Annotated in this window: 15 protein-coding genes; 7 read left to right on the top strand and 8 right to left on the bottom strand. The window is 67.1% G+C overall.

Annotation, left to right across the window (positions count from 1 at the left end):
* The first annotated feature begins 172 nt into the window (after positions 1-172).
* The 3 genes from IEZ13_RS28960 to IEZ13_RS28970 are packed head-to-tail and all read left to right on the top strand — an operon-like array spanning position 173 to position 2,777.
* Positions 173-1,036, top strand: a complete 864-nt coding sequence (locus tag IEZ13_RS28960; protein WP_183224064.1) for a peptidoglycan-binding domain-containing protein — start codon at positions 173-175, stop codon at positions 1,034-1,036.
* A gap of 38 nt (positions 1,037-1,074) precedes the next feature.
* Complete coding sequence (locus IEZ13_RS28965; RefSeq protein WP_183224062.1) at positions 1,075-1,851, top strand: peptidase inhibitor family I36 protein; 777 nt, start codon at positions 1,075-1,077, stop codon at positions 1,849-1,851.
* A complete protein-coding gene (locus tag IEZ13_RS28970; protein ID WP_183224060.1) occupies positions 1,848-2,777 on the top strand; it encodes a SpoIID/LytB domain-containing protein in 930 nt (309 codons plus the stop codon). The genes IEZ13_RS28965 and IEZ13_RS28970 overlap by 4 nt, the downstream gene beginning before the upstream one ends.
* A 58-nt stretch (positions 2,778-2,835) precedes the next feature.
* On the opposite strand, the gene IEZ13_RS28975 is transcribed toward IEZ13_RS28970, so the two are convergent.
* Positions 2,836-3,321: a DUF1269 domain-containing protein gene (locus tag IEZ13_RS28975; RefSeq protein WP_183224059.1), complete on the bottom strand. Its 486-nt coding sequence runs from the start codon at positions 3,319-3,321 to the stop codon at positions 2,836-2,838.
* Positions 3,322-3,672: 351 nt separating this feature from the next.
* Between IEZ13_RS28975 and IEZ13_RS28980 the strand changes: the two genes are divergently transcribed.
* On the top strand, positions 3,673-4,593 hold the full coding sequence (locus IEZ13_RS28980) for a universal stress protein (RefSeq protein ID WP_183224057.1): 921 nt from the start codon (positions 3,673-3,675) through the stop codon (positions 4,591-4,593).
* 99 nt (positions 4,594-4,692) lie between these two features.
* Here IEZ13_RS28980 and IEZ13_RS28985 read toward each other — a convergent pair whose 3' ends face one another.
* Together IEZ13_RS28985 and IEZ13_RS28990 are read right to left on the bottom strand one after the other, a co-directional pair.
* Positions 4,693-5,148 (bottom strand): hypothetical protein, encoded by a 456-nt coding sequence (locus IEZ13_RS28985; RefSeq protein WP_183224055.1) that lies wholly within the window; start codon positions 5,146-5,148, stop codon positions 4,693-4,695.
* Between the two features lie 62 nt (positions 5,149-5,210).
* Complete coding sequence (locus IEZ13_RS28990) at positions 5,211-5,621, bottom strand: SSI family serine proteinase inhibitor (RefSeq protein ID WP_183224053.1); 411 nt, start codon at positions 5,619-5,621, stop codon at positions 5,211-5,213.
* Between the two features lie 340 nt (positions 5,622-5,961).
* Between IEZ13_RS28990 and IEZ13_RS28995 the strand changes: the two genes are divergently transcribed.
* Positions 5,962-8,166 (top strand): galactose oxidase-like domain-containing protein, encoded by a 2,205-nt coding sequence (locus IEZ13_RS28995; RefSeq protein WP_183224051.1) that lies wholly within the window; start codon positions 5,962-5,964, stop codon positions 8,164-8,166.
* A gap of 66 nt (positions 8,167-8,232) precedes the next feature.
* Here the strand turns inward: IEZ13_RS28995 and IEZ13_RS29000 are convergent, their stop codons facing one another.
* On the bottom strand, positions 8,233-9,840 hold the full coding sequence (locus IEZ13_RS29000; RefSeq protein WP_183224049.1) for a hypothetical protein: 1,608 nt from the start codon (positions 9,838-9,840) through the stop codon (positions 8,233-8,235).
* A 5-nt stretch (positions 9,841-9,845) separates the two neighbouring features.
* On the bottom strand, positions 9,846-11,855 hold the full coding sequence (locus IEZ13_RS29005; RefSeq protein WP_183224047.1) for a YncE family protein: 2,010 nt from the start codon (positions 11,853-11,855) through the stop codon (positions 9,846-9,848).
* A gap of 301 nt (positions 11,856-12,156) precedes the next feature.
* On the opposite strand from IEZ13_RS29005, the gene IEZ13_RS29010 reads away from it, so the two are divergent.
* Positions 12,157-13,371, top strand: a complete 1,215-nt coding sequence (locus IEZ13_RS29010; protein WP_183224044.1) for a calcium-binding protein — start codon at positions 12,157-12,159, stop codon at positions 13,369-13,371.
* 100 nt (positions 13,372-13,471) lie between these two features.
* Positions 13,472-14,551 carry a calcium-binding protein gene (locus tag IEZ13_RS29015; protein ID WP_183224042.1) on the top strand — a complete coding sequence of 360 codons (1,080 nt, stop codon included), beginning with the start codon at positions 13,472-13,474 and terminating at the stop codon, positions 14,549-14,551.
* Between the two features lie 165 nt (positions 14,552-14,716).
* On the opposite strand, the gene IEZ13_RS29020 is transcribed toward IEZ13_RS29015, so the two are convergent.
* The 3 genes from IEZ13_RS29020 to IEZ13_RS29030 all read right to left on the bottom strand — a co-directional run bounded on the left by IEZ13_RS29020 (position 14,717) and on the right by IEZ13_RS29030 (position 18,499).
* Positions 14,717-15,079, bottom strand: a complete 363-nt coding sequence (locus tag IEZ13_RS29020; protein ID WP_183224040.1) for a hypothetical protein — start codon at positions 15,077-15,079, stop codon at positions 14,717-14,719.
* A gap of 303 nt (positions 15,080-15,382) precedes the next feature.
* The gene (locus IEZ13_RS29025; protein ID WP_183224038.1) at positions 15,383-16,000 is read right to left on the bottom strand and encodes a hypothetical protein; all 618 of its coding nucleotides are present in this window, start codon (positions 15,998-16,000) and stop codon (positions 15,383-15,385) included.
* Between the two features lie 192 nt (positions 16,001-16,192).
* Positions 16,193-18,499, bottom strand: coding sequence for an Ig-like domain-containing protein (locus IEZ13_RS29030; protein WP_183224036.1), 2,307 nt, complete (start codon positions 18,497-18,499; stop codon positions 16,193-16,195).
* Positions 18,500-18,503: the final 4 nt, after the last annotated feature.

Raw genomic sequence — 18,503 nt, forward strand, 5'->3', positions numbered from 1 at the left:
CCGGCTCCGGTGTCAGTCCCAGGCACCGTCCGAACTGACAACGCTTTATCCGTCGAGGTCAGCTGAGGTCTGACGGATCTGACAGGAAACACGGGGTACCGAACAGTAGGTCCCTTCTCGCAAGGTGATGTCCGTTCCGAACGCGACTCACCACCTTCGAGGAGGTTCGACCATGCGCCGTCCGCGGTTAGCCATCGGGCTCGCCACGCTCTGCGTAGCCGTCGGTCTCCCGGTCCACGCCTGGGCCGGGACGTCCGACACCACAACGCGGCAGACTCTCACCACGGCCGCCCGGCCGGTCGTGGACATGGAGGCCACCGTCCTGGCGGCCCAGATCGACCCCCGCCGTGCCGACAGCACCCTGACCCCGGGCGCGCAGGCGTCCGTCCTCGCTGTCGAGCAGGCGCTCCAGGCCAAGAGCCTGCTGGCCGCACAGTGGGTTGACGGCTACTTCGGCACCCAGACCGTCTCGGCGTACGCGGCCTATCAGCGCTCGCTGGGCTACACCGGCCTGGACGCCAACGGGCTGCCCGGAACGACGTCGCTGACGAAGCTCGGCCAGGACCGGTACACCGTCGGCAACACGATCAGCCCCGGCGCGGAGGTCGCGCGTGACGGATACGTCGTCAACGCCCGTACCCAGGCGATGCTCACCGAGGCCGAACGGCTGCTCGGTTACAAGATCGTGCTCGACCAGGGCTCGTACAACCCCGGCGGTGACCCGACCTCGGCCGGCACCCACGACGGCGGCGGCGTTGTCGACATCTCCGTCACCGGCATGACCGCGGCGAAGCGCACCGCCGTCGCCAAGGCCCTGCGCCAGGTCGGCTTCGCCGCCTGGGTCCGCAGCCCGAGCCAGGGCGACTGGCCGTGGCACATCCACGCCACCGCGATCAACGACACCGACCTGTCCACCCAGGCACAGCACCAGGTCGGCGACTACTACCTCGGCCTCAACGGCCTGGCCAACCGCGGCCCGGACGACGGCCCTCAGGTCTCCATCAAGACCTGGGAGCAGTACAAGCGCGCCCAGTGACCGCTCCCATCCCTCTCTCATCCACAAAAAGGAATGGCATGAACATCCGTAAGAACCTCGCCCTCGTCGGTACCGCACTCGCCATGACCACCTCCATCCTGAGCTTCGGCTCGCCGGCATCGGCGGCGGGCCGCGACGGGACCTGCGACAGCGGCGAGTTCTGCTACTACTACAACAGTGGCAACGCCGGCTCGATCTCGGACTTCACCGAGTCGATCGAGGACTACGGCACCACCCAGCCGTCCTGCTACGAATTCAAGGGCGACGGCGCCGGCCAGGGCCAGTGCATCAAGAACAACGCCGCCTCGGTGTGGAACCGCACCGGCAAGTCCGTACGCGTCTACTTCAACAGCGACTTCGGCGGCGCGACCCAGGACTTCGCCTCCGGGGCCAAGGGCAACCTCAATGCCACCCTGAAGAACAACAACGCCTCGCACGCCATCGGCGGCAGCACCACCTTCCCGGCCGACCCGCGCGCTTCCGAGGCCGTCGCGTTCGCTCGGGCCCGGCTCGGCGCCACCGACTGGAACCGCGAGTGCGAGCTCTTCGTCGAGCGGGCGTTCGGCACCAGCGGCCGGTTCGCCACAGCACGCGCCCACTACGTGTGGCAGCGGGACAACGGGCGCATCCACACCGGCTCGGTGCCGCCCGCCGGTACCGCGGTGTTCTTCACCTCCACCGACTCGGCCGGACACGTCATGCTCTCCATCGGCGGCAACAGCGCCATCAGCACCGGCCCGACGGTCTACCAGACCAACACGTTCCGCGACCGGGCCGACTACCTCGGCTGGGCGTACGTCCCGAGCGGCTGGTGACGACCGCGGTGAAGAGGATTCCGGGAATTCTGGTTGCCGTGCTGGCGGCGTTCGTCAGCATCGCGGTGGCGCCGGGCGCGGCATACGCCGCCGACCGTGACGGCGTCTGTGACAGCGGCGAGTTCTGCTACTACTACAACAGTGGTCAGGCCGGCTCGGCTTCGGACTTCGACGACTCGATCGAGGACTACGGGACCACCCAGCCGTCCTGCTACGAATTCAAGAGCGCCGGAAACGGCCAGGGCCTGTGCGTCAAGAACAACGCCGCCTCGGTGTGGAACCGTACGAGCAAGACCGTGCGGGTCTACTTCAACAGCGACTTCGGCGGAGCGACCCAGGACTTCGCGGCCGGGGCGAAGGGCAACCTCAACGCCACGCTGAAGAACAACAACGCCTCGCACCAGTTCATGGGCGGGTCGACGGGTTGCACCACCGACGGCACCAACAGCACGCTGCCGACCAGCATTCTGGTCTACCGGGTCAGTCTCGGCCGGGTCGACCGGGTCGACTTCAAGACGTACGTCAAGAACGTCCTCCCGAACGAATGGGTGACGAGCTGGCCGGACGCCTCGCTGGAGGCCGGCGCCGTGGCGGTCAAGAGCTACGCCTGGTACTGGGCGCTGCACTCGACCCGGAAGACCCCCGGCGGACAGTGCTACGACGTAGCGGACAACACCAACGACCAGGTCTACAAGCCGTCGTCGGCGCAGTCCTCGACGTCAGCCGCGGTGGACCGCACCTGGTCGACCCGGATGACCCGGAGCGGCAGCATCCTGCGAGCCCACTACTGCGCGACCACGACGGCGTGCGGTGGATGGGTGACCGGGGACTGGCTGTCGCAGTACGGCTCGCGTGACCTCGCGAACGACGGCAAGAATTACCAGGCGATTCTGCGGTACTACTACAGCAACGTGGTTCTCTCCTGACGTAACGAGCCGACCGAGCCGCCCGCCGCATGTCCGCGGCGGGCGGCAGGGTTGTGTCTCAGCTCTGTTCGGCAAGGTCCTCGGCGAGTTCCTTCTCATCACTCTCGGACAGCGAGGTCTTGAGGATGGTGCCGCCGAAGGGCTGCAGAGCCTTGGCGAACTTGTCCTCGGTGATCTTCGAAGCCATGATCACGATCGCGGAGTGGCCGGGTTCGACCAGATGCTCGACGCGATTGCGGAACTCGGCATCGATTCCCTTCTGGTTGAACTTGCCCATCAGCGCGCCCATCGCGCCACCCAGCAGCACCATGCCCGGGACGAAGAACAGCAGGCCGAGCAGCAGGCCGAAGAGCGCACCACCAGCCGCGGACGTTCCGACGATCCGCTGAGGCGTGTCGACGTGAGTCTTGCCATCGGCGTCGACGTCGACGATGGCCAGTCCGCGCAACTCGACGACGAAATCGTCCTGCAGACGCTGCACCTGCTCATAGGCCTGTCGAGCGGTCTGCGGGCCCTCGTACCCGATGATGATCAGTTCGGACATCTTCCCTCCAAATCGGCATCGGCACGCTCGTCAGCCTGATCCGACTCGGTCACCGTTCCGCTCCTGATGGACCTGACTCAAGATCCGCCAACGCCTCCCATCCTGCCGGGTCCAGCGAAGTAAATCTGGCGAATGTGGCCGAAACCGGCTGGCCTCAGAACCTCTGCATCGCGGCCACCCTGCGCCATCCGCACAGGCAGGTAACCCGTAGTGACCAACTGACCGGAGTGGGCGGGCCATCCGTGGCATGCTGCTGGGGGTGGCCCACCACGTCCGCCGTGCCGCGCCGCTGCACCCGCTTGTTGCGGGCCGGGTTCGGATCCGTTGGTTCTCTCGCGGGGAGTTCATCACATGACCGGCCGGATCGTCGTCGGCATCGACGGCTCAGAGCAGAGCGGTTACGCACTCGACTGGGCGGTGGCCCGAGCACGTCTCGGCGGCGAACAGCTTGAGCTGGTCAACTCCTACACGCTCATTCCCACCGTCGACTTCTTCGGCTTCCACGGCCTCCCATCGAGCCAGTCCACGGTGCAGCTCATCGAGTTCTCCGAGCACGTGCTCGACGCTGCGGCGGCGCACGTACGCGAGCTCGCCCCCGACCTGACCTGCACTCAGACCTCGACCATGGGCCATCCCGCCGGCGCACTGGCGGCGGCTTCGGAGGGCGCAGACGCCGTCGTGGTCGGTCGGCGCGGCCTGGGCAGCGCCGCGAGCGCCCTGCTGGGTTCGGTGAGCAACCGGCTGACGATCGAGGCGAAGTGCCCGCTGGTCGTCGTCGGAGAGGGCGAGCGCCCGTTGACGGGCCCGATCGTCGTGGGCGTCGACGAGTCGGAGTTCGGCACGAACGCACTCCGCTACGCCATCACCGAGGCTGCTGTGCGCAAGACTTCTGTAAGAGCTGTCGCCGCCATGGACTCTCTGCTACCCCGCTCGTTTCCCCAGCTCGACCCGGAGCTCTTGGCCCGGATGCGGGCGGGCGCCAAGGCGGAAGCCGCCGAAGCCATCACCCGGACGCTCGACGAGGTGCAGGGCATGGACACCGCGTCGGTGAGCGTGAGCCCCGTCGTAGTGGAGGGCCGCGCGGCCGAAGCGATCCTGAAGCATGCCGATGATGCGCAGCTGATCGTCGTCGGCACGCACGGCAAGGGCCTGGTCCACCGGGTCTTGCTCGGTTCGGTGAGCCGGGAGATCTTGAACGACGCCGACCGGCCGGTCGCCATCGTCGACCTTCCTGACGCCGATACCCCGCCGGTCACCGCTGAGCGCCTCTGACGAACGTAACCCTTCGATCCGTCGTCAACGCGGACGGCCCGGCCCCGCCGACATGCGGGACCGGGCCGTTTCACCGTTCAGGACGGCGGCGGCCGTTCGTCAGGCAGGCTGCGCTCGTCTCTCCGTCCGCCCGGCGAGCAGGGTAGACTGGATGACGTCGAGGAGGACCTGCGGGGTGCCGGCGGTGTTCTCGACCGTCGTCACCGTTTTGACCGTGTTGTCGCTGTAGCGAACCACGACGGTGTAGGTGAACCGGTCGCAGCAGGGGTCGGCCGGCAGGTACGCCGACCGCAGGACGCGGAACCGGCGGCTCGCCGTCGTGGTCAGCACCTCGGCCGCGTAGCGGTTCGCGGTGGTGCGGTCGACGGTGAAGTGTTCAACCATGCCTGTCAGGCCGCCCGAGCGTCGCATCAGAACCGACTCCGTCCGCGGCTCGTCGGGGGCGGCGGCGACCGCCGGTACCGGCGCGGTGGTGCCGGCCACGCTCAGCAGCGTCACCAGCACGAGGACGGCTGGAATGCGGTTCCGGAACAGGCGAGCGATCGAATTGTTCATCTTGATCTCCATCTTTTCATGTCATCGTCACAAGAATACGAATAATGACTCGACGGAGTCGTTCAGATGTCGAATACGCTGCCGGTGGCGCGCAGCAGAAGGCAATTGTTACCGAAGACCTCGCGGTACGACGTCATTCTTCCGGCCCAGAGCCCGACGGCGGTGGCAACCACCGGACGATATTCCCGCGTGCAGATTCCGCCGGTGTCCGGCAGAGCGTGAAAGTCGCCGTCGACGGCGCGCAGATCCTGGCACGCCGCCGCGGCCGATCGGTGGCTTCCGCCATCGGCCTCGCAGTACAGCAGTGCGGTCCGGCTGGGCTGTTCGGGCTCGTCAACGAACTGGACGCTGATCAGGAGGGCGGTGCTCGGCCGGTCGTCGCGCGCCTGCGCCTGCCCCGGCACCGCGACAGCCGCAGCGGTCACCGCACACAATGACGCGATCGTGACGCCGAATTGACGCAACAATTTCATTTTTCCTCCTCGTGGAAGGGGGTTGACGCGATCTCGATGCGTTCTCGTGGAACCGCACCCTCGGATCGCTTGCATCTGTCATCGCAAAGCTAATTGCGGCATCGGGTCGAGTCAACCGCCCGGTATCGATACAAGGCGAATTCTCTATTTTCGGAGGGGCGCCGCGTCGCACCGGACAGCCACAAGGGTGAGGCCGGGGGACCCTCCCGCCATGGCGTACATCGATGACCGTACGATCGACCGGCATCGTATCGACGTCCGATGCGGGAAACTCTCGACAGGAGCTGGAATGGTTCGTGGAGTGTCGGGTCTCGGTCGCCGGCTGATGGCGGGAGCCACTGTGACGGCCGCGGTCGCCGGAGGTATGGCGCTGTCGGCGGGCACCGCGCAGTCGGTCGAGCAGGACCACACGGCTCACCAGGCGCTCGCCGCGATAGCCGGCGCAGCCCAGGTGACCGTCGGATCCGGCCGGATCACCCTGAACCAGCCGGCCGACCCCTACCTCGGAAAGATCCTCCCGGGCTCGAACGCCCACGTGACCGGCATGTACTCGTCGCAGGTCGCCTGGCCGCTGGTCGGCATCCACATGGCGCTGCTGCCCAACGGTCACGTGGTCGGCTACGGGACCCCGCCGGGCGAGGCGAGGCAGGGCGGCTTCTCCTACGACGACTGGAACCCGGCCACCGGGGTGGGGGCCGACGCGCACCGGCAGACGGCGTCCATGCACTCGTACGACGCCTTCTGCAACTCGCTGGAGCGGCTGCCCGACGGCCGGCTACTGATGGTGGGCGGCAACTCCACGACCGCGACCATGATCTACAACCCGGCCACCGGCGGGCAGACGATGGGCGCCCAGCTCAACCGCCAGCGGTGGTACGCCACGGTGCTGCGCCTGCCCGACGACCGGATGCTGACCCTCGGCGGCGGCAACTCCTACAACGTCGACGCCTTCCAGAAGCCGAACGACAACACGACCGTCGCCACCACCCCCGAGATCAGCAACGGGACCGGGGCGTGGACCAGGCTGACCGGAGCGGACAGCACGGTGGCGTTCGGCGCGCGGGACAACCGCTGGTGGTACCCGCGAGCGTACGTCGCGCCGGACGGCAAGGTCTTCGGCGTCTCGTACGACCGGATGTGGAAACTCGATCCGTCCGGTACGGGCAAGGTCACCTCGCTGGGCACGCTGCCCGTGCCGATCGGCGTCTCCGGCTCCTCGGTGATGTACGCGCCCGGCAAGCTGCTGTTCGCCGGCGGCGGCCAGTACAACAACGGCAGCAACCAGGTCGCCACCAACCGGGCCACCGTCGTCGACATCAACGGCGCCACCCCGAGGACCGCCGCGACCAGCGCGATGCGGCTCGCCCGTAACTGGCTCAACCTGACGGTCCTGCCCAACGGCGAGGTGCTCTCCAACGGCGGCACCCGGGTCGGCACACAGTCGGGCGCGGCCAACTCCACCTACGACTCGGAGATCTGGAACCCGGTCACCGGCAAGTGGCGTGACGCCGCCAAGGCGCAACGGATCCGCAGTTACCACTCCACCGCGGTGCTGATGCCGAGCGGTTCGGTGCTGACCGCGGGCGGCGGGGTGCCCGGCCCGGAGGACAACTTCAACGCCGAGATCTACTACCCGCCGTACCTGTTCGCCAAGGGCGCCGCCGGACGGGTGCGCTGGGCGAACCGGCCGCAGATCACCGGCATCAGCGGCTCGCTGACCTACGGCGGCACGGTGTCGCTCGGCCTCTCCGACAGCCGCAAGCTGTCGTCGCTGTCGCTGATCCGGGCCACCAGCGTCACCCACTCCTACAACACCGACCAGCGTCGCGTGCCCCTGTCGTTCCGCCAGTCCGGCAACACCGTGACCGCGACGATGCCGGCCAACGCGAACCTGCTGCCGCCCGGCGCGTACCTGCTGTCCGGTGTGGACAAGAACGGTGTGCCGACTCCGGCGCAGTTGGTCACGGTCAAGAGGTCCGGCGCGGGCACGGTCACCGTCTACGAGAAGGACCGCACTGCCGCCGACTTCGCCGGCCCGAGCGTGAAGGTGCGCTTCCCCGTCACCGACGGTTACATCAAGGCGGGCCAGACCCTCCGTGTCGACGCCAGTGACGCCAACCGGATCACCAGCACCGAGCTGCTGATCAACGGCAAGCGCCAGCCCTCGCTGCGCTGGGACCCGAAGGCCAAGAACGGTACGGCGACGATGACCGTCCGCGTCTACGACTCTCTGAACAACGTCACGGTGGTCTCCAGGAAGGTGGTCGTCGACAACACCAAGCCGACGCTGCGGATCACCAGCGCGCCGTCGAACAACAGCAAGCTGCGCGCCGAGGTGACCATCACGGCCACCGCCGCGGACAAGTCCGGCATCAAGCGGGTCGAGCTGCTGATCGACGGCAAGGTGGTCGCCATCGACAAGAAGGCCGCCTACCGGCTGGTCCTGGACCCGAAGAAGTACGGCAAGACGTTCGTCATGCGGCTCCGGGCGTACGACCGCGCCGGAAACGTCGTGTACACCGCGAAGCGCACCTACCGCCGCTGACACCCGTCACGGCTCACGAAAAACGGCCCGGCATCAGGCCGGGCCGTTTTTCGAGAACCTTCCCGATCAGCCGATGGCGTACGCCCGGTAGACGGTCACCTCGGTGTAGCCCCCACTGGTGTAGGTGGCCCGGGTGCGCAGCGACACCGCGCCGGAGTCCGGGTTGGGGACGACAGCCGTCCACACCCCGCCGATCTTCTTGACCGGAACTGCCCGCCACGTCCTCCCGCCGTCGAACGACGCCTTGGTGGCCAGCGACTTCAGCTTCGGGTTCGCGCCCCGCGGGACGTCGTCGTACGCGCGGTACCGGGTGAGCCGGAGCGCCACGTCGGTGCTGCTGCCCGCGTCGGCCCGGTTGTAGCCGTCCAGGCCGGCCGGGATCTGCTGCACGGCGTAGGACTGGATCATCGTGTTGGAACTCGGCTTGGCGTAGAACCGGTGGGTGACGGTCGACGCGGTGGAGAGCATCCCGCTCGGGTAGGTGTAGCCGGCGCGGTAGCGGGTGGCGGTGTTGGTCAGCGTGTACCAGCCCGCCTTCTTCACCCGGTACTCCAGGTTCGGGTACTGCGTGGCGCCTCGGTCCAGCGCGGTCTTCACGGTCTTGTCGCCGAACTTGAGGGTGGCCTTCGCCTTCTCGCCGGCCTCGCTGCCCCAACTGCCGACGACATCATTGAAGGCGGGATCCTCGAACATGTTGTCGAGCCCGTAGAAGACCTCGCCCCGGACGATCATCGGGAGGATAACGCCGGGTCCCCAGGTCGCCCCATAGAACCGGACGAAGTACGACTTCTTCGCCGCGACCTTGCGTTCGGCATAGAAGCTGCTGAGGTAGCTGCCCTCGCCATTGTTCGCGTGCCCGTAGGCGCTGCTGTCGATGTGCCAGGTACCGGGGCTAAGGTGGATCTTCGAGGTGCCCGGCTGGTCCGAGTACGACAGGCCGGTGTACATGTTGTTGCCGCACCCGCCAGTCTGCGGCTGGATGGCCAGATCGGCACTGTTCGAGCCGGACGGGCCCCGCCGGGAGTCGACGGTGACCGTGCCGAGGCTCGCCTGACTGAAGGTGCGGCTCGGGTTCGACGGCACACCGACCGTCCGGTTCAGCACCCCATAGTGCTTGGCCAGGGTCGAGACCTGGGTCCACGAACCCATGGCCGCGAAAGCGATCTTCGTGGACGCGGTCGGGATGGCGTAGAGAGTGGCGAAGTCGCCACCCGAGGCACCCACCTCGGAGTTGGCGCCGGCGGTCAGGCTACAGATCTCGGCGGTGATGCTGTAGGCGTAGCCACTCACCGTGGGGCTCAGGCCGAGCTTGACCGCCTTGCCGCGGCGGGCGTCGATGGTCAGTTTCGACGCTCCGGAGACGGTCACCGTCTTGCCGCCGAGGGTGGCCGAGCCACTGTCGGTGATCGCGATCAGGATCGCGTACTTACCCTTCGGCAGCTTCCGCTTGGTGCCGGCGCGGACCCGGTACTCGGAACTGGTGTCGAGGTTGACAGCGGTGGCCGCGGCGGCGACCTTGAGCCCGGACCGGTTGATCGCGGTCAGGGTGAGCGTATTGGTGGCGGCGACGGCCGGGCCGGTCGTGCCGAGAAGGAGAGCCGGGACGAGGGCCGATGCGGCGGCCGCGGTGAGCGATGCCCGGATGGTCCGGGTACGCGCGAGCAAAGAGGACATGCTTCCTACTTGGTAAAGGTGTAGTACCGCCAGTCACCGACGGTGGAGTAGTTGACCTTGTCGCCGGAGGTGCCATACAGGTACTCGGCGCGAGCCCGCCACTTGACGCCGGCCTTGTAGTTGCCGGGTACGACGACGGTCGCCTTGCCGGTGCCGGTGAGCTTGGTGGTGTAGGTGCGCCAGGTCTTCCACTTTCCGCCGGAGTGGTATTGCACGACGGTCCGGACCGTGCGGTTCGGGTACGGCGTCACGACGTGGACGAACTTCGGGTCCGCCGAGGTGCGGAAGTAGCTCCACAACTGCGAACCGACGACCTTCTTCTTGTACTGGTTGTAGACGCCGGTACCGGCTTTGACCTTCGCGTACAGGACCGACGACACCGCGCGCGGGGCGTACCGGCCGTCGCCGGCGAACTTGACGGTGACCGTAGTGTTGCGGCTCAGCGTCACCTTGAACGTCGCCTTGCCCGCGCTGTTCACCTTCACGGGGTCGCCCGGGTTGACGTACGTGTCACCGGCACGCTGGGTGGTGAACTGGACGATCCGGTTGGTGTGAGTGGTGCCGAGGGTCGCGGTCACCGTGACCGTCTGCCCGTCGATGGAGACCATGCCGTGCCCGGTCAGCGACAGCGCCGGGGTGGCCCGCGGGATCTGCACGGTGTCCTGGCCGGTGGCCGCGTCGGCTTGCTCGCTTCCGGCGTACGACACCGTGTATTTGACCGGACCGCCTGCCGGCGGCGTGTCGTTGAACCGGAAGGTTCCCGCGGCATCGATCTTCGCCTTCGCGAGGACCTTGCCGTTTGAGGATTCGACATCGGTACGCGTGACGCTGAGCTCGGTGCCCTCCGGCAGGCTCACCGCGCCACCGACCGAGCCGGTGACGGTGAGCGCCTGGGCACGGACCGCGGTGGCCGGAGCATCGACGGTGATCGTCGGAGCGGGGAACTTCGGTCCGGCAAGCTGCCACAGGTTGTACTGGTTGTTGCGGGAGATGACGAACAGTCGGCCGTCGGGCTCCCAGAAGACCCGGTCGGCCATCGGCATCGTGGTCGGTTCGATCTGCGGGAGGTCGTAGCTCACCTCCGGCTTGCGCGAACCGGCCGGGTAGACGACGACCTCCGGTTCATACATCCCGTTGCTCTCGCCGACGGCGAGCCGCCCGTCGGCGGCGAGGTCCAGGCTGACCGCGGGCGTCGTGTCCTCGGTGATCAGGTTGCGGGTCCCGAGGCCGGAGAGCGGGCTGCTCCAGACTCCGAATCCGGCGCTGAGCAGGTTGGTTCCGTCCGCGCTGAGCACGGCCTCGTTCGTGTAGCTGTCGACGACCGTGCCGAAACTGATCCGGCTCTCGGTCTCACCCGAGACGTCGTACGCTGCGGCGGTCGCGGCCTCCGTGCCGCTGTGCGAGACGTCCGAGACCACCAGGGTGCCCGGGGCTGCCGGTGACGACGTGACGAACGGTGCCAGGTAGAAGTCGCTGCCGTCGGTGGACTGATCGTGCAGGTGGACGTCGGGTTGGGAGCCGTCGACGTCGAGCGAGCCGAAGTTCCCGTCGAACCCGCCCTCCGCCCACGGGCCCATGTAACCGAACCACACCTTGCCACCGGCGACCGCGAGGTTGTACGGGTGGACCGAGTCGCCGAGCGGATAGCTCGCCTTCTGGACGACGGTCGCGGCATCGAAGGCGAGGATCGCGTGCGCATCGGTGCGGGCCGCGTACAGGGTGGAGGAGTCGCTGGAGAGTGCGAGGCCCCGGATACCGGCCAGTCCCTCACGGATGCCGAGGACCGTGCCTCCGTAGTTGGTCACCACGAGACGGCCGTTCTCGTGATCGGTGATCAGAATGTGCCGGTGCACCGGGTCGACCAGGACGTCGCTGACGGTGGTGACCGGCAGCGGACGGGCCGCGCTGGCCGGAACCGTCTCAGCAGCCGAGGCCCAGCCGGTCGAGACCGCCAAACCCACCGCCGTGGCACCGACCAGAACGGACGTCGCGAGGGCGACACGGGGAACACGCACGAAGGACCTCACATTTATCAATGCCAACTACGGCCGTTGCAGACTATGCGCGACAACCGCTAGTTTGATCATCCGAACGGGTGAACCGGTCCCGGTGCGTCGCTACGCAGCCGACCCGACGCTGGTGGCAGTCGATCCCGATCAGCAGGCCTTCTCGAACCTGCGAAATTGAGATCAAAAACGTGAGCAGATAGACCGCTGACCATCGGATACCCACAGTTGCGTCGAAACGGTACCGTTCTATGATGCGGGCGCTGCGCCGTCTATGTCGTGCATTCTTTCTCCCACGGGGGCTCGTCTCATGATCTTCCTCAATCGTCGCGTTCTCGCAGCTGTGGCCGCCGCCGCCACTGCTGCGGTCGGGTCGACGACTCTCCTCAGCACTCCCGCACTCGCCGCCTCGCCGGGTCTGGCACAGGTGCTGGGCTCGACCACGGTCCAGTTCCGCGCCTCGTCCGGGCTGGCCAACAACGTCGTCCTCACCGCGGTCAACGCCACTACCGTCGTCGTCGACGACGCCTTCGCGATCACCGCCGGCGTCGGCTGCACGGCCACCGCCGGCGACGCCACCAAGGTCACCTGTGTCACCTCGGGGGCGGCCGCTCTGTTCGACGTCCAGCTCGGTGACCGCAACGACCGGATCGTCAACCGGACCGCGGTGTCGCTGAACCTGCAGGGCGGTTACGGCAACGACTACGCGATCGGCGGCTCGGCAGCGGACACGCTTCGGGGTGGCCCCGGCGATGACCTCATCGACGGCCAGTCCGGCAACGACACCATCGTCGGCCAGACCGGCAACGACAGGCTCCACGGCCACTTCGGCAACGACAAGCTCTACGGCGACTCGGGCGACGACAAGCTCTACGGCCAGCCCGGCGACGACATGCTCTCCGGCGACTCGGGCCGTGACCAGATCTACGGCCTGAGCGGCGACGACAGGATCTACGGCGGCACCGGCGCCGACGTCCTGTACGGGGCCACCGGCACCGACACCATCTTCGGCAACGACGGCAACGACAACATCCATGCCGGTTCCGGCGGGGTCACCAACGACTCCGAGTCCCCCGGCGACGAGGTCTACGGCGGTCGCGGCAATGACAAGATCTGGGGCGAAGGCGGGACGGACTTCATCCAGGGTCAGTCAGGCAACGACACCATCGAGGCCGGCTCCGGCGACGACTTCGTGATCGGTAACTCCGGCCACGACAAGCTGACCGGCAACAGTGGCTCGGACTTCCTGATCGGGCTCTCCGGCAACGACACCCTGAGCGGCAACTCGGGTGACGACGTGCTCATCGGCGAGTCGATCAACGAGGACCTGCGGCCCAAGGGCAACCCCCGGGCCAAGGACAAGGCCTACGGCGGCTCCCAGAGTTCGGCGGGTGACCTCTGCCTGGTGACCAAGGGCGGCCGGACCTCCGGCTGCGAGTACACCGAGGTCCCCGCCGGCGACTTCGGCGTGGCGTCCTCCAGCTTCACCAAGTTCAAGGCTCGGCTTGCCGAACTGCTGTCCTGATCGGCGATGACATCGGGACGGCCCAGCCGTCCGGCGTGTGCCGGACGTCCGGGCCGTCCCGCATTCCGCTGAACAACACCATCCACGGGGAGGAACACCCATGTCTCGCTTCATCTGGCCGGCCCGTGTCGCCGTCCTCCTGATCGGCGGCGCCACCCTGGCCACGGTCGGCGCACCCGCGCAGGGCGCGTCCACCGGCGTTGCCTCGGTCGACAGCACCAAGGTCCAGTACAAGGCCGCCACCGGCAAGCAGAACCGGGTCGTGCTGACCCGCACCGGCAACACGATCACCATCGACGACGTGGTGACGGTCAAAGCCGGCAAGGGCTGCAAGGCTGTCCCCGGAGACAAGACCAAGGCGCGGTGTACGACCTCCAAGGCGCCGACTCGGATCGGTGTCTACACGTACGACCGCAACGACACCGTCACCGACAACACCAACGTGCGGAGCACGATCGACGGCGGTTCCGGCAGCGACCGGATTTTCGGCGGCACCGCCGGCGACCGGCTGACCGGCGGTTCCGGCAGCGACCTGCTCAACGGCCGCGGCGGTAACGACACCCTGCACGGCCTTTCCGGAAACGACGTCCTCTACGGCGAGACCGGCAACGACGACCTGTTCGGTGAGACCGGCAACGACCGGATCCACGGCGGGGCCGGCGACGACACCCTGTTGGGCTACGAGGGCCGCGACCGGCTCTACGGGGACGCGGGCTGGGACATCATGTCCGGTGACGAGAACGACAAGAACGTGTCGGCGGACGTGATCATGGGTGGCCCGGGCGAGGACTGGGTTCAGTACGGCGGCTACATGAAGGGTGTCCGGGTCGACCTGGACGGCGCCTCCGGCGACGACGGGCGGCCCGGCGAGGGCGACACCGTCGGCGCGGACGTGGAAGTCATCCACGGCAGCTTCGGCAGCGACATCCTGATCGGCAACGCGTCGGCCAACAACATCCACGGTGACGTCGGCAATGACAAGATCTACGGCCTGGGTGGCAACGACACCCTGTTCGGCAGCACCGGCAAGGACCAGCTCTACGGCGGGTCCGGCGACGACGTCCTGATGGGCGACGAAGAACCGAAGACCTCCGACCGTCTCGACGGCGGCACGAACGGCTCGATCGGTGACGAGTGCCAGGGCTTCAAGGGCGACACCGAGGTCGGCTGCGAGCGCTGATCCACCGAAAGAACGAAAATGGCCGCCGGGACGACCCGGCGGCCATTTCTCCACCCGTACGTCAGCCGGCTTGCCCGACCTCACGGGCACCCGGTGGACATCTCCCACGTGTCGTAACCAAAGCCGAACCCACCTGACGAGCAAACGCCAACGGATGTCAGCGCTTCACCGGCGGGGTTTCACCGGCCCGTAGTACGCCGGCTCTGGCTGACGGATCAACATCGCCACGATAAGGGACGCGAGAAGCCATGTCGGAGCCAGATATTGCGACGAGACGGTCATGGCCTGTATCGGCAACCAGAAAGGGACGAAGAACAGGCTCAAGGCGCGGAATCCACGCCGGCTTCGCTGCCTTCCCAGGAACCACAACGCGATGACTGAAAGGACTCCTTCGACGAGATAGACGACAAGAACAGCAACTACCGCGATCACTATCTCGAGTAAAACGGAATCGCTGGATGACGGGACATCTTCAATCGACCACAACCAGATGAGGGACAGCAGCACACCCGCGGACTGAGCCGCCATGTGAAGCGCAATCCACCTGAGGGACCATCTGACGAACAGCCTGGCCGGCCATGCACCGTTTCTCGAACGTGAGCGATTGGCTTTCACCGTCATTGCTGAACACCGTTATGCCAGGTTACATCCCGGTCGGGAAATTGCGGACAGGATTTCAAGCCGTGGTCCCAGATCTTAGAACTCCACGACCGGGTCCTTCTTCTCGTAACCCACGACGCTCCATTCGAGGTCGCAGGAACCGATGAACGCATCCGTCGGACTCGGACCGAAAATCCCGCGGGTAGCCACCCCGAGACCATTGGCCGCGACTCAACGGTCCGGACCGCTCATACCCGTCCGGTCATGCGCGAAGCCCGCCCAGTCGACGGCATCGGCACGGTTGACTTTGCGATAGAACTCCTGAGCCTCGGTACGCAGCAGCAGCACGGAGGCCGTAGTCAGGGCGAGGAGCACGCCCGCCACCAACAAGCTGTGTGTCACCGGATACCAGGAGACCAGCAGATCCTTCAAGAGGTAGTACGCCGGGTTTCCCCGGCTGCCCGAGGTCAGCATCTCCGGCGCTGCGGCCAGTCCACAACCCAGACCCGCCCACGCGGCCACAGCCACCAGCCACACGCCGACCTGCACCCACCGCAGCCGGAAACGAAGCAACCACGCGAGCCAGCCAGTCGTCAGCAGAACCATCCCGGCGGCCAACATGTCGTAGAGCAGCCGTGCGCGGACATCCGCCGGCACGTCCGCGACCTTCTCTCCTAGAGCCGCCATCGCCTGCAGGTAGACGTCGTAGGCGTCGTCGGCGACATCGAGATGACGTCTGGCGGCGATCGTAATGATCACCAGGGGTACTGCCAGCACGACCGCGACCAGCAGTGCCACTCGCGCCAGCCGCGCCGCCGACGGCGGGCGGTCCCCGGCCTCCACTGCCACGGCGACTCCCTCATCAAATGATCTTGGCTGGTCACGATAGGGGACGACGTGCCATTCGCCAACGCCGGCTTCCGGCGCCACAGCGGCCCGTCAGCAAGAAGCGAAACCACAGGCCATTGCCCGACGATGGCCCTGCTGACGTGTCGAACGGCCGTGACCGACGCATCCGCCGGCCACGGCCGTGAACAAGTGTCAGCGGCGGTAGGTCCGCTTGGTGGTCAGCTTGCTGTTGCCCGCCCGGTCGTAGACGCGGAGCTGGACTGTGAACTTCTTGCCGTACTTCTTCGGATTGATCTTGAAGCCCCAGCCGGCGTGGTAGTCGGTGGCGACCTTCTTGCCGTTGATCAGCAGCTCGACGCGGGCGATGCCGTTTCTGTCACTCGCGTTGGCGGTGACGCTGAACGTCCTGGTCACCTTCGCCTTGTTCGCCGGAGCGCTCTTGAGCGACACCGCCGGGGCGGTGTTGTCGACGATCACGGTCCGCTTGAACTGTGCGACGTTGCCGAGCCGGTCAGCGACCTCCCAGACGATCGTTTTAGCGCCGTCCCTGCCGGACGCCACCCTCGCCGACGACTGCGAGCCGGTGAGGCGAACCGGTGCCAGCAGCGTGCTGTAGACCTTGCCGTGCGGGTCATTGACCGCGACGGAGGTGACGAACGAGGTGCCCCGGATCAGCGTGTTCTGCGCCGGCGCGACAACAGTCGCCGAGACGGTCCGGTCGATGTTCGCGGTGAAGGATTTCGAGGTGGTGTGACCCGCGGCATCCCAGACGCGGAGTTCCATTTGAGCGGTCGGGGCGGTGATGGTGCCTGCGTCCCAGGCGAAGGACCGCATGGTCGAGGCCAAGACCCCATTGACCCACCATTCGGTACGGGTGATCGGCGACTCGTCGGTGACCGTGTACTCCAGGCCGCCCCTGGCACCGATCCAGCCCGTACCGGTGTCCACCCGGTTCGGCAGGTACGCACTGACGGTGTCCACCCGGTTGATGACAGGTGCCTCGTCGTCGACGAGGTAGTCGGTGCTCACGTGCCAGACGTTCCCGACCTGGTCCACGGCCAGAAACGCGGGCGGCGCCGCGTCGTCCGTCGCGTTCCAGATGTAGGTCCAGGGCGCCGCGGTGAGCGTGGTGACGAGCTCATCGGTCCGGCCGTTGAGAACCCGCACCTCAGCCACATCTGCCGGCAGGTCCTTGAGCTCGACCGTCACCGAGCCGGAGCGCAGCGACGACTTCGGCGCCGGCGACACCGAGTACCTGGGGGACCGGCGATCCACGCGCACCGTCACACTGACCGGCTCGCTGACGTTGCCGCCCACGTCGTACGCCTTGATGGTGAGCATGTTGTCGGCCTCGGAGTCATAACCCACTTGCTGGCTCAGCTTGCACAGCCAGAGGTCGGACGCGGCCTGCTGCGTGCAGGTGGAGAGCGTGGTGGCGGGCGCGCCGGTGACCTCCACCTTGGTGACCCTGGCGTTGTCCGTCACCCGTGCCTGGAAGGAACTCACGTAGGGAACCCGCTGGTGCGCTACCAGACCGGCGTCCTCGATCACCGGCTTGGTCTCGTCGACGGCCCCGTCGACAATCAGAGCCGCCCGGTTGTTCGACTTGTCGGCATCGCCGGTGAAACGCTCGCACTTGCAGTCCGGATTGACCTCGACCGACCCGGCGGCACCCGCACCGGCGCGGTTGATCCGCAGAGAGAGCTTCCAGGTCTTGATCTCGCCGACCTTGAACCGGTAGGCGGTTTCGCACATGGCCTGCGTGGTGGTCACCCGGTGACAGTCGGGTGCGCTGACGATGGTGGTGCCCTCCGGGGCTGTCGCGACGACCCAGCCGACGCCGAGGCCGGACCGGCGGAAGTCGAGGGTCGCCGGTCCGTCGTTGCGCACGCCGAACTCGGTCTCCACGACGTCACCGACCCACCCGGACGCCGTGTCACCGATGGCGACAAGGTCGGTGCCCTGGTTGCCGGTCACGGAGACGGAGAACCGCTGCCAGCTACCGTCCTCGCTCTCGCCGATCCGGTCGCCCTCCTGCAGCCGAAGAGCCGAACCGGTACCCGGGGTGCCCGCACTGACGTGCTCGGAAGCGGGTGCCCACTGGTAGAAGCTGTCCTGGAAGCTCGGCGCGTATGTGTCCGTGCGAATCCGGAACGGCACGACGAGCCGGTACGACTCGCCCGGCTCCAGGGTCTGGGCGAAGATGCACGCCCGGACCAGGCCATCTTCGTACTCACAGTTCGAGTGCTGTTCCAGGTCCTGGAAAGCCCAGACGGTGTCGAAGTCGACCGCGACGCCGTCGAGCGCGGTGTCACCGCTGTTGGTCACCGACAGCGTGACGTCGAAACGCTCGCCCAGCGCGGCGGTGATCTGTTGCGGACCGCCGGCTGTCAGAACCGGCGTGTCCGCTGCGTGGGCCGGGACGCTCAGGCCGGTGACCGACAACGCGGTCGCGGTCAGCCCGCCGAGCGCCCAGCGAAGAATGGAATGTCGTGACAAAGAG

The organism is Actinoplanes campanulatus, assembly GCF_014647795.1.
Classification (GTDB): domain Bacteria; phylum Actinomycetota; class Actinomycetes; order Mycobacteriales; family Micromonosporaceae; genus Actinoplanes; species Actinoplanes campanulatus.

Excerpts from the sequence above, each read along its gene's own strand:
- IEZ13_RS28985 (WP_183224055.1), bottom strand. The coding sequence starts at position 5,148 with ATGAACAATTCGATCGCTCGCCTGTTCCGGAACCGCATTCCAGCCGTC.
- IEZ13_RS28980 (WP_183224057.1), top strand. The coding sequence starts at position 3,673 with ATGACCGGCCGGATCGTCGTCGGCATCGACGGCTCAGAGCAGAGCGGT.
- IEZ13_RS29020 (WP_183224040.1), bottom strand. The coding sequence starts at position 15,079 with ATGGCGGCTCAGTCCGCGGGTGTGCTGCTGTCCCTCATCTGGTTGTGG.
- IEZ13_RS28990 (WP_183224053.1), bottom strand. The coding sequence starts at position 5,621 with ATGAAATTGTTGCGTCAATTCGGCGTCACGATCGCGTCATTGTGTGCG.
- IEZ13_RS28965 (WP_183224062.1), top strand. The coding sequence starts at position 1,075 with ATGAACATCCGTAAGAACCTCGCCCTCGTCGGTACCGCACTCGCCATG.
- IEZ13_RS29010 (WP_183224044.1), top strand. The coding sequence starts at position 12,157 with ATGATCTTCCTCAATCGTCGCGTTCTCGCAGCTGTGGCCGCCGCCGCC.
- IEZ13_RS28975 (WP_183224059.1), bottom strand. The coding sequence starts at position 3,321 with ATGTCCGAACTGATCATCATCGGGTACGAGGGCCCGCAGACCGCTCGA.
- IEZ13_RS29000 (WP_183224049.1), bottom strand. The coding sequence starts at position 9,840 with ATGTCCTCTTTGCTCGCGCGTACCCGGACCATCCGGGCATCGCTCACC.
- IEZ13_RS28960 (WP_183224064.1), top strand. The coding sequence starts at position 173 with ATGCGCCGTCCGCGGTTAGCCATCGGGCTCGCCACGCTCTGCGTAGCC.
- IEZ13_RS29015 (WP_183224042.1), top strand. The coding sequence starts at position 13,472 with ATGTCTCGCTTCATCTGGCCGGCCCGTGTCGCCGTCCTCCTGATCGGC.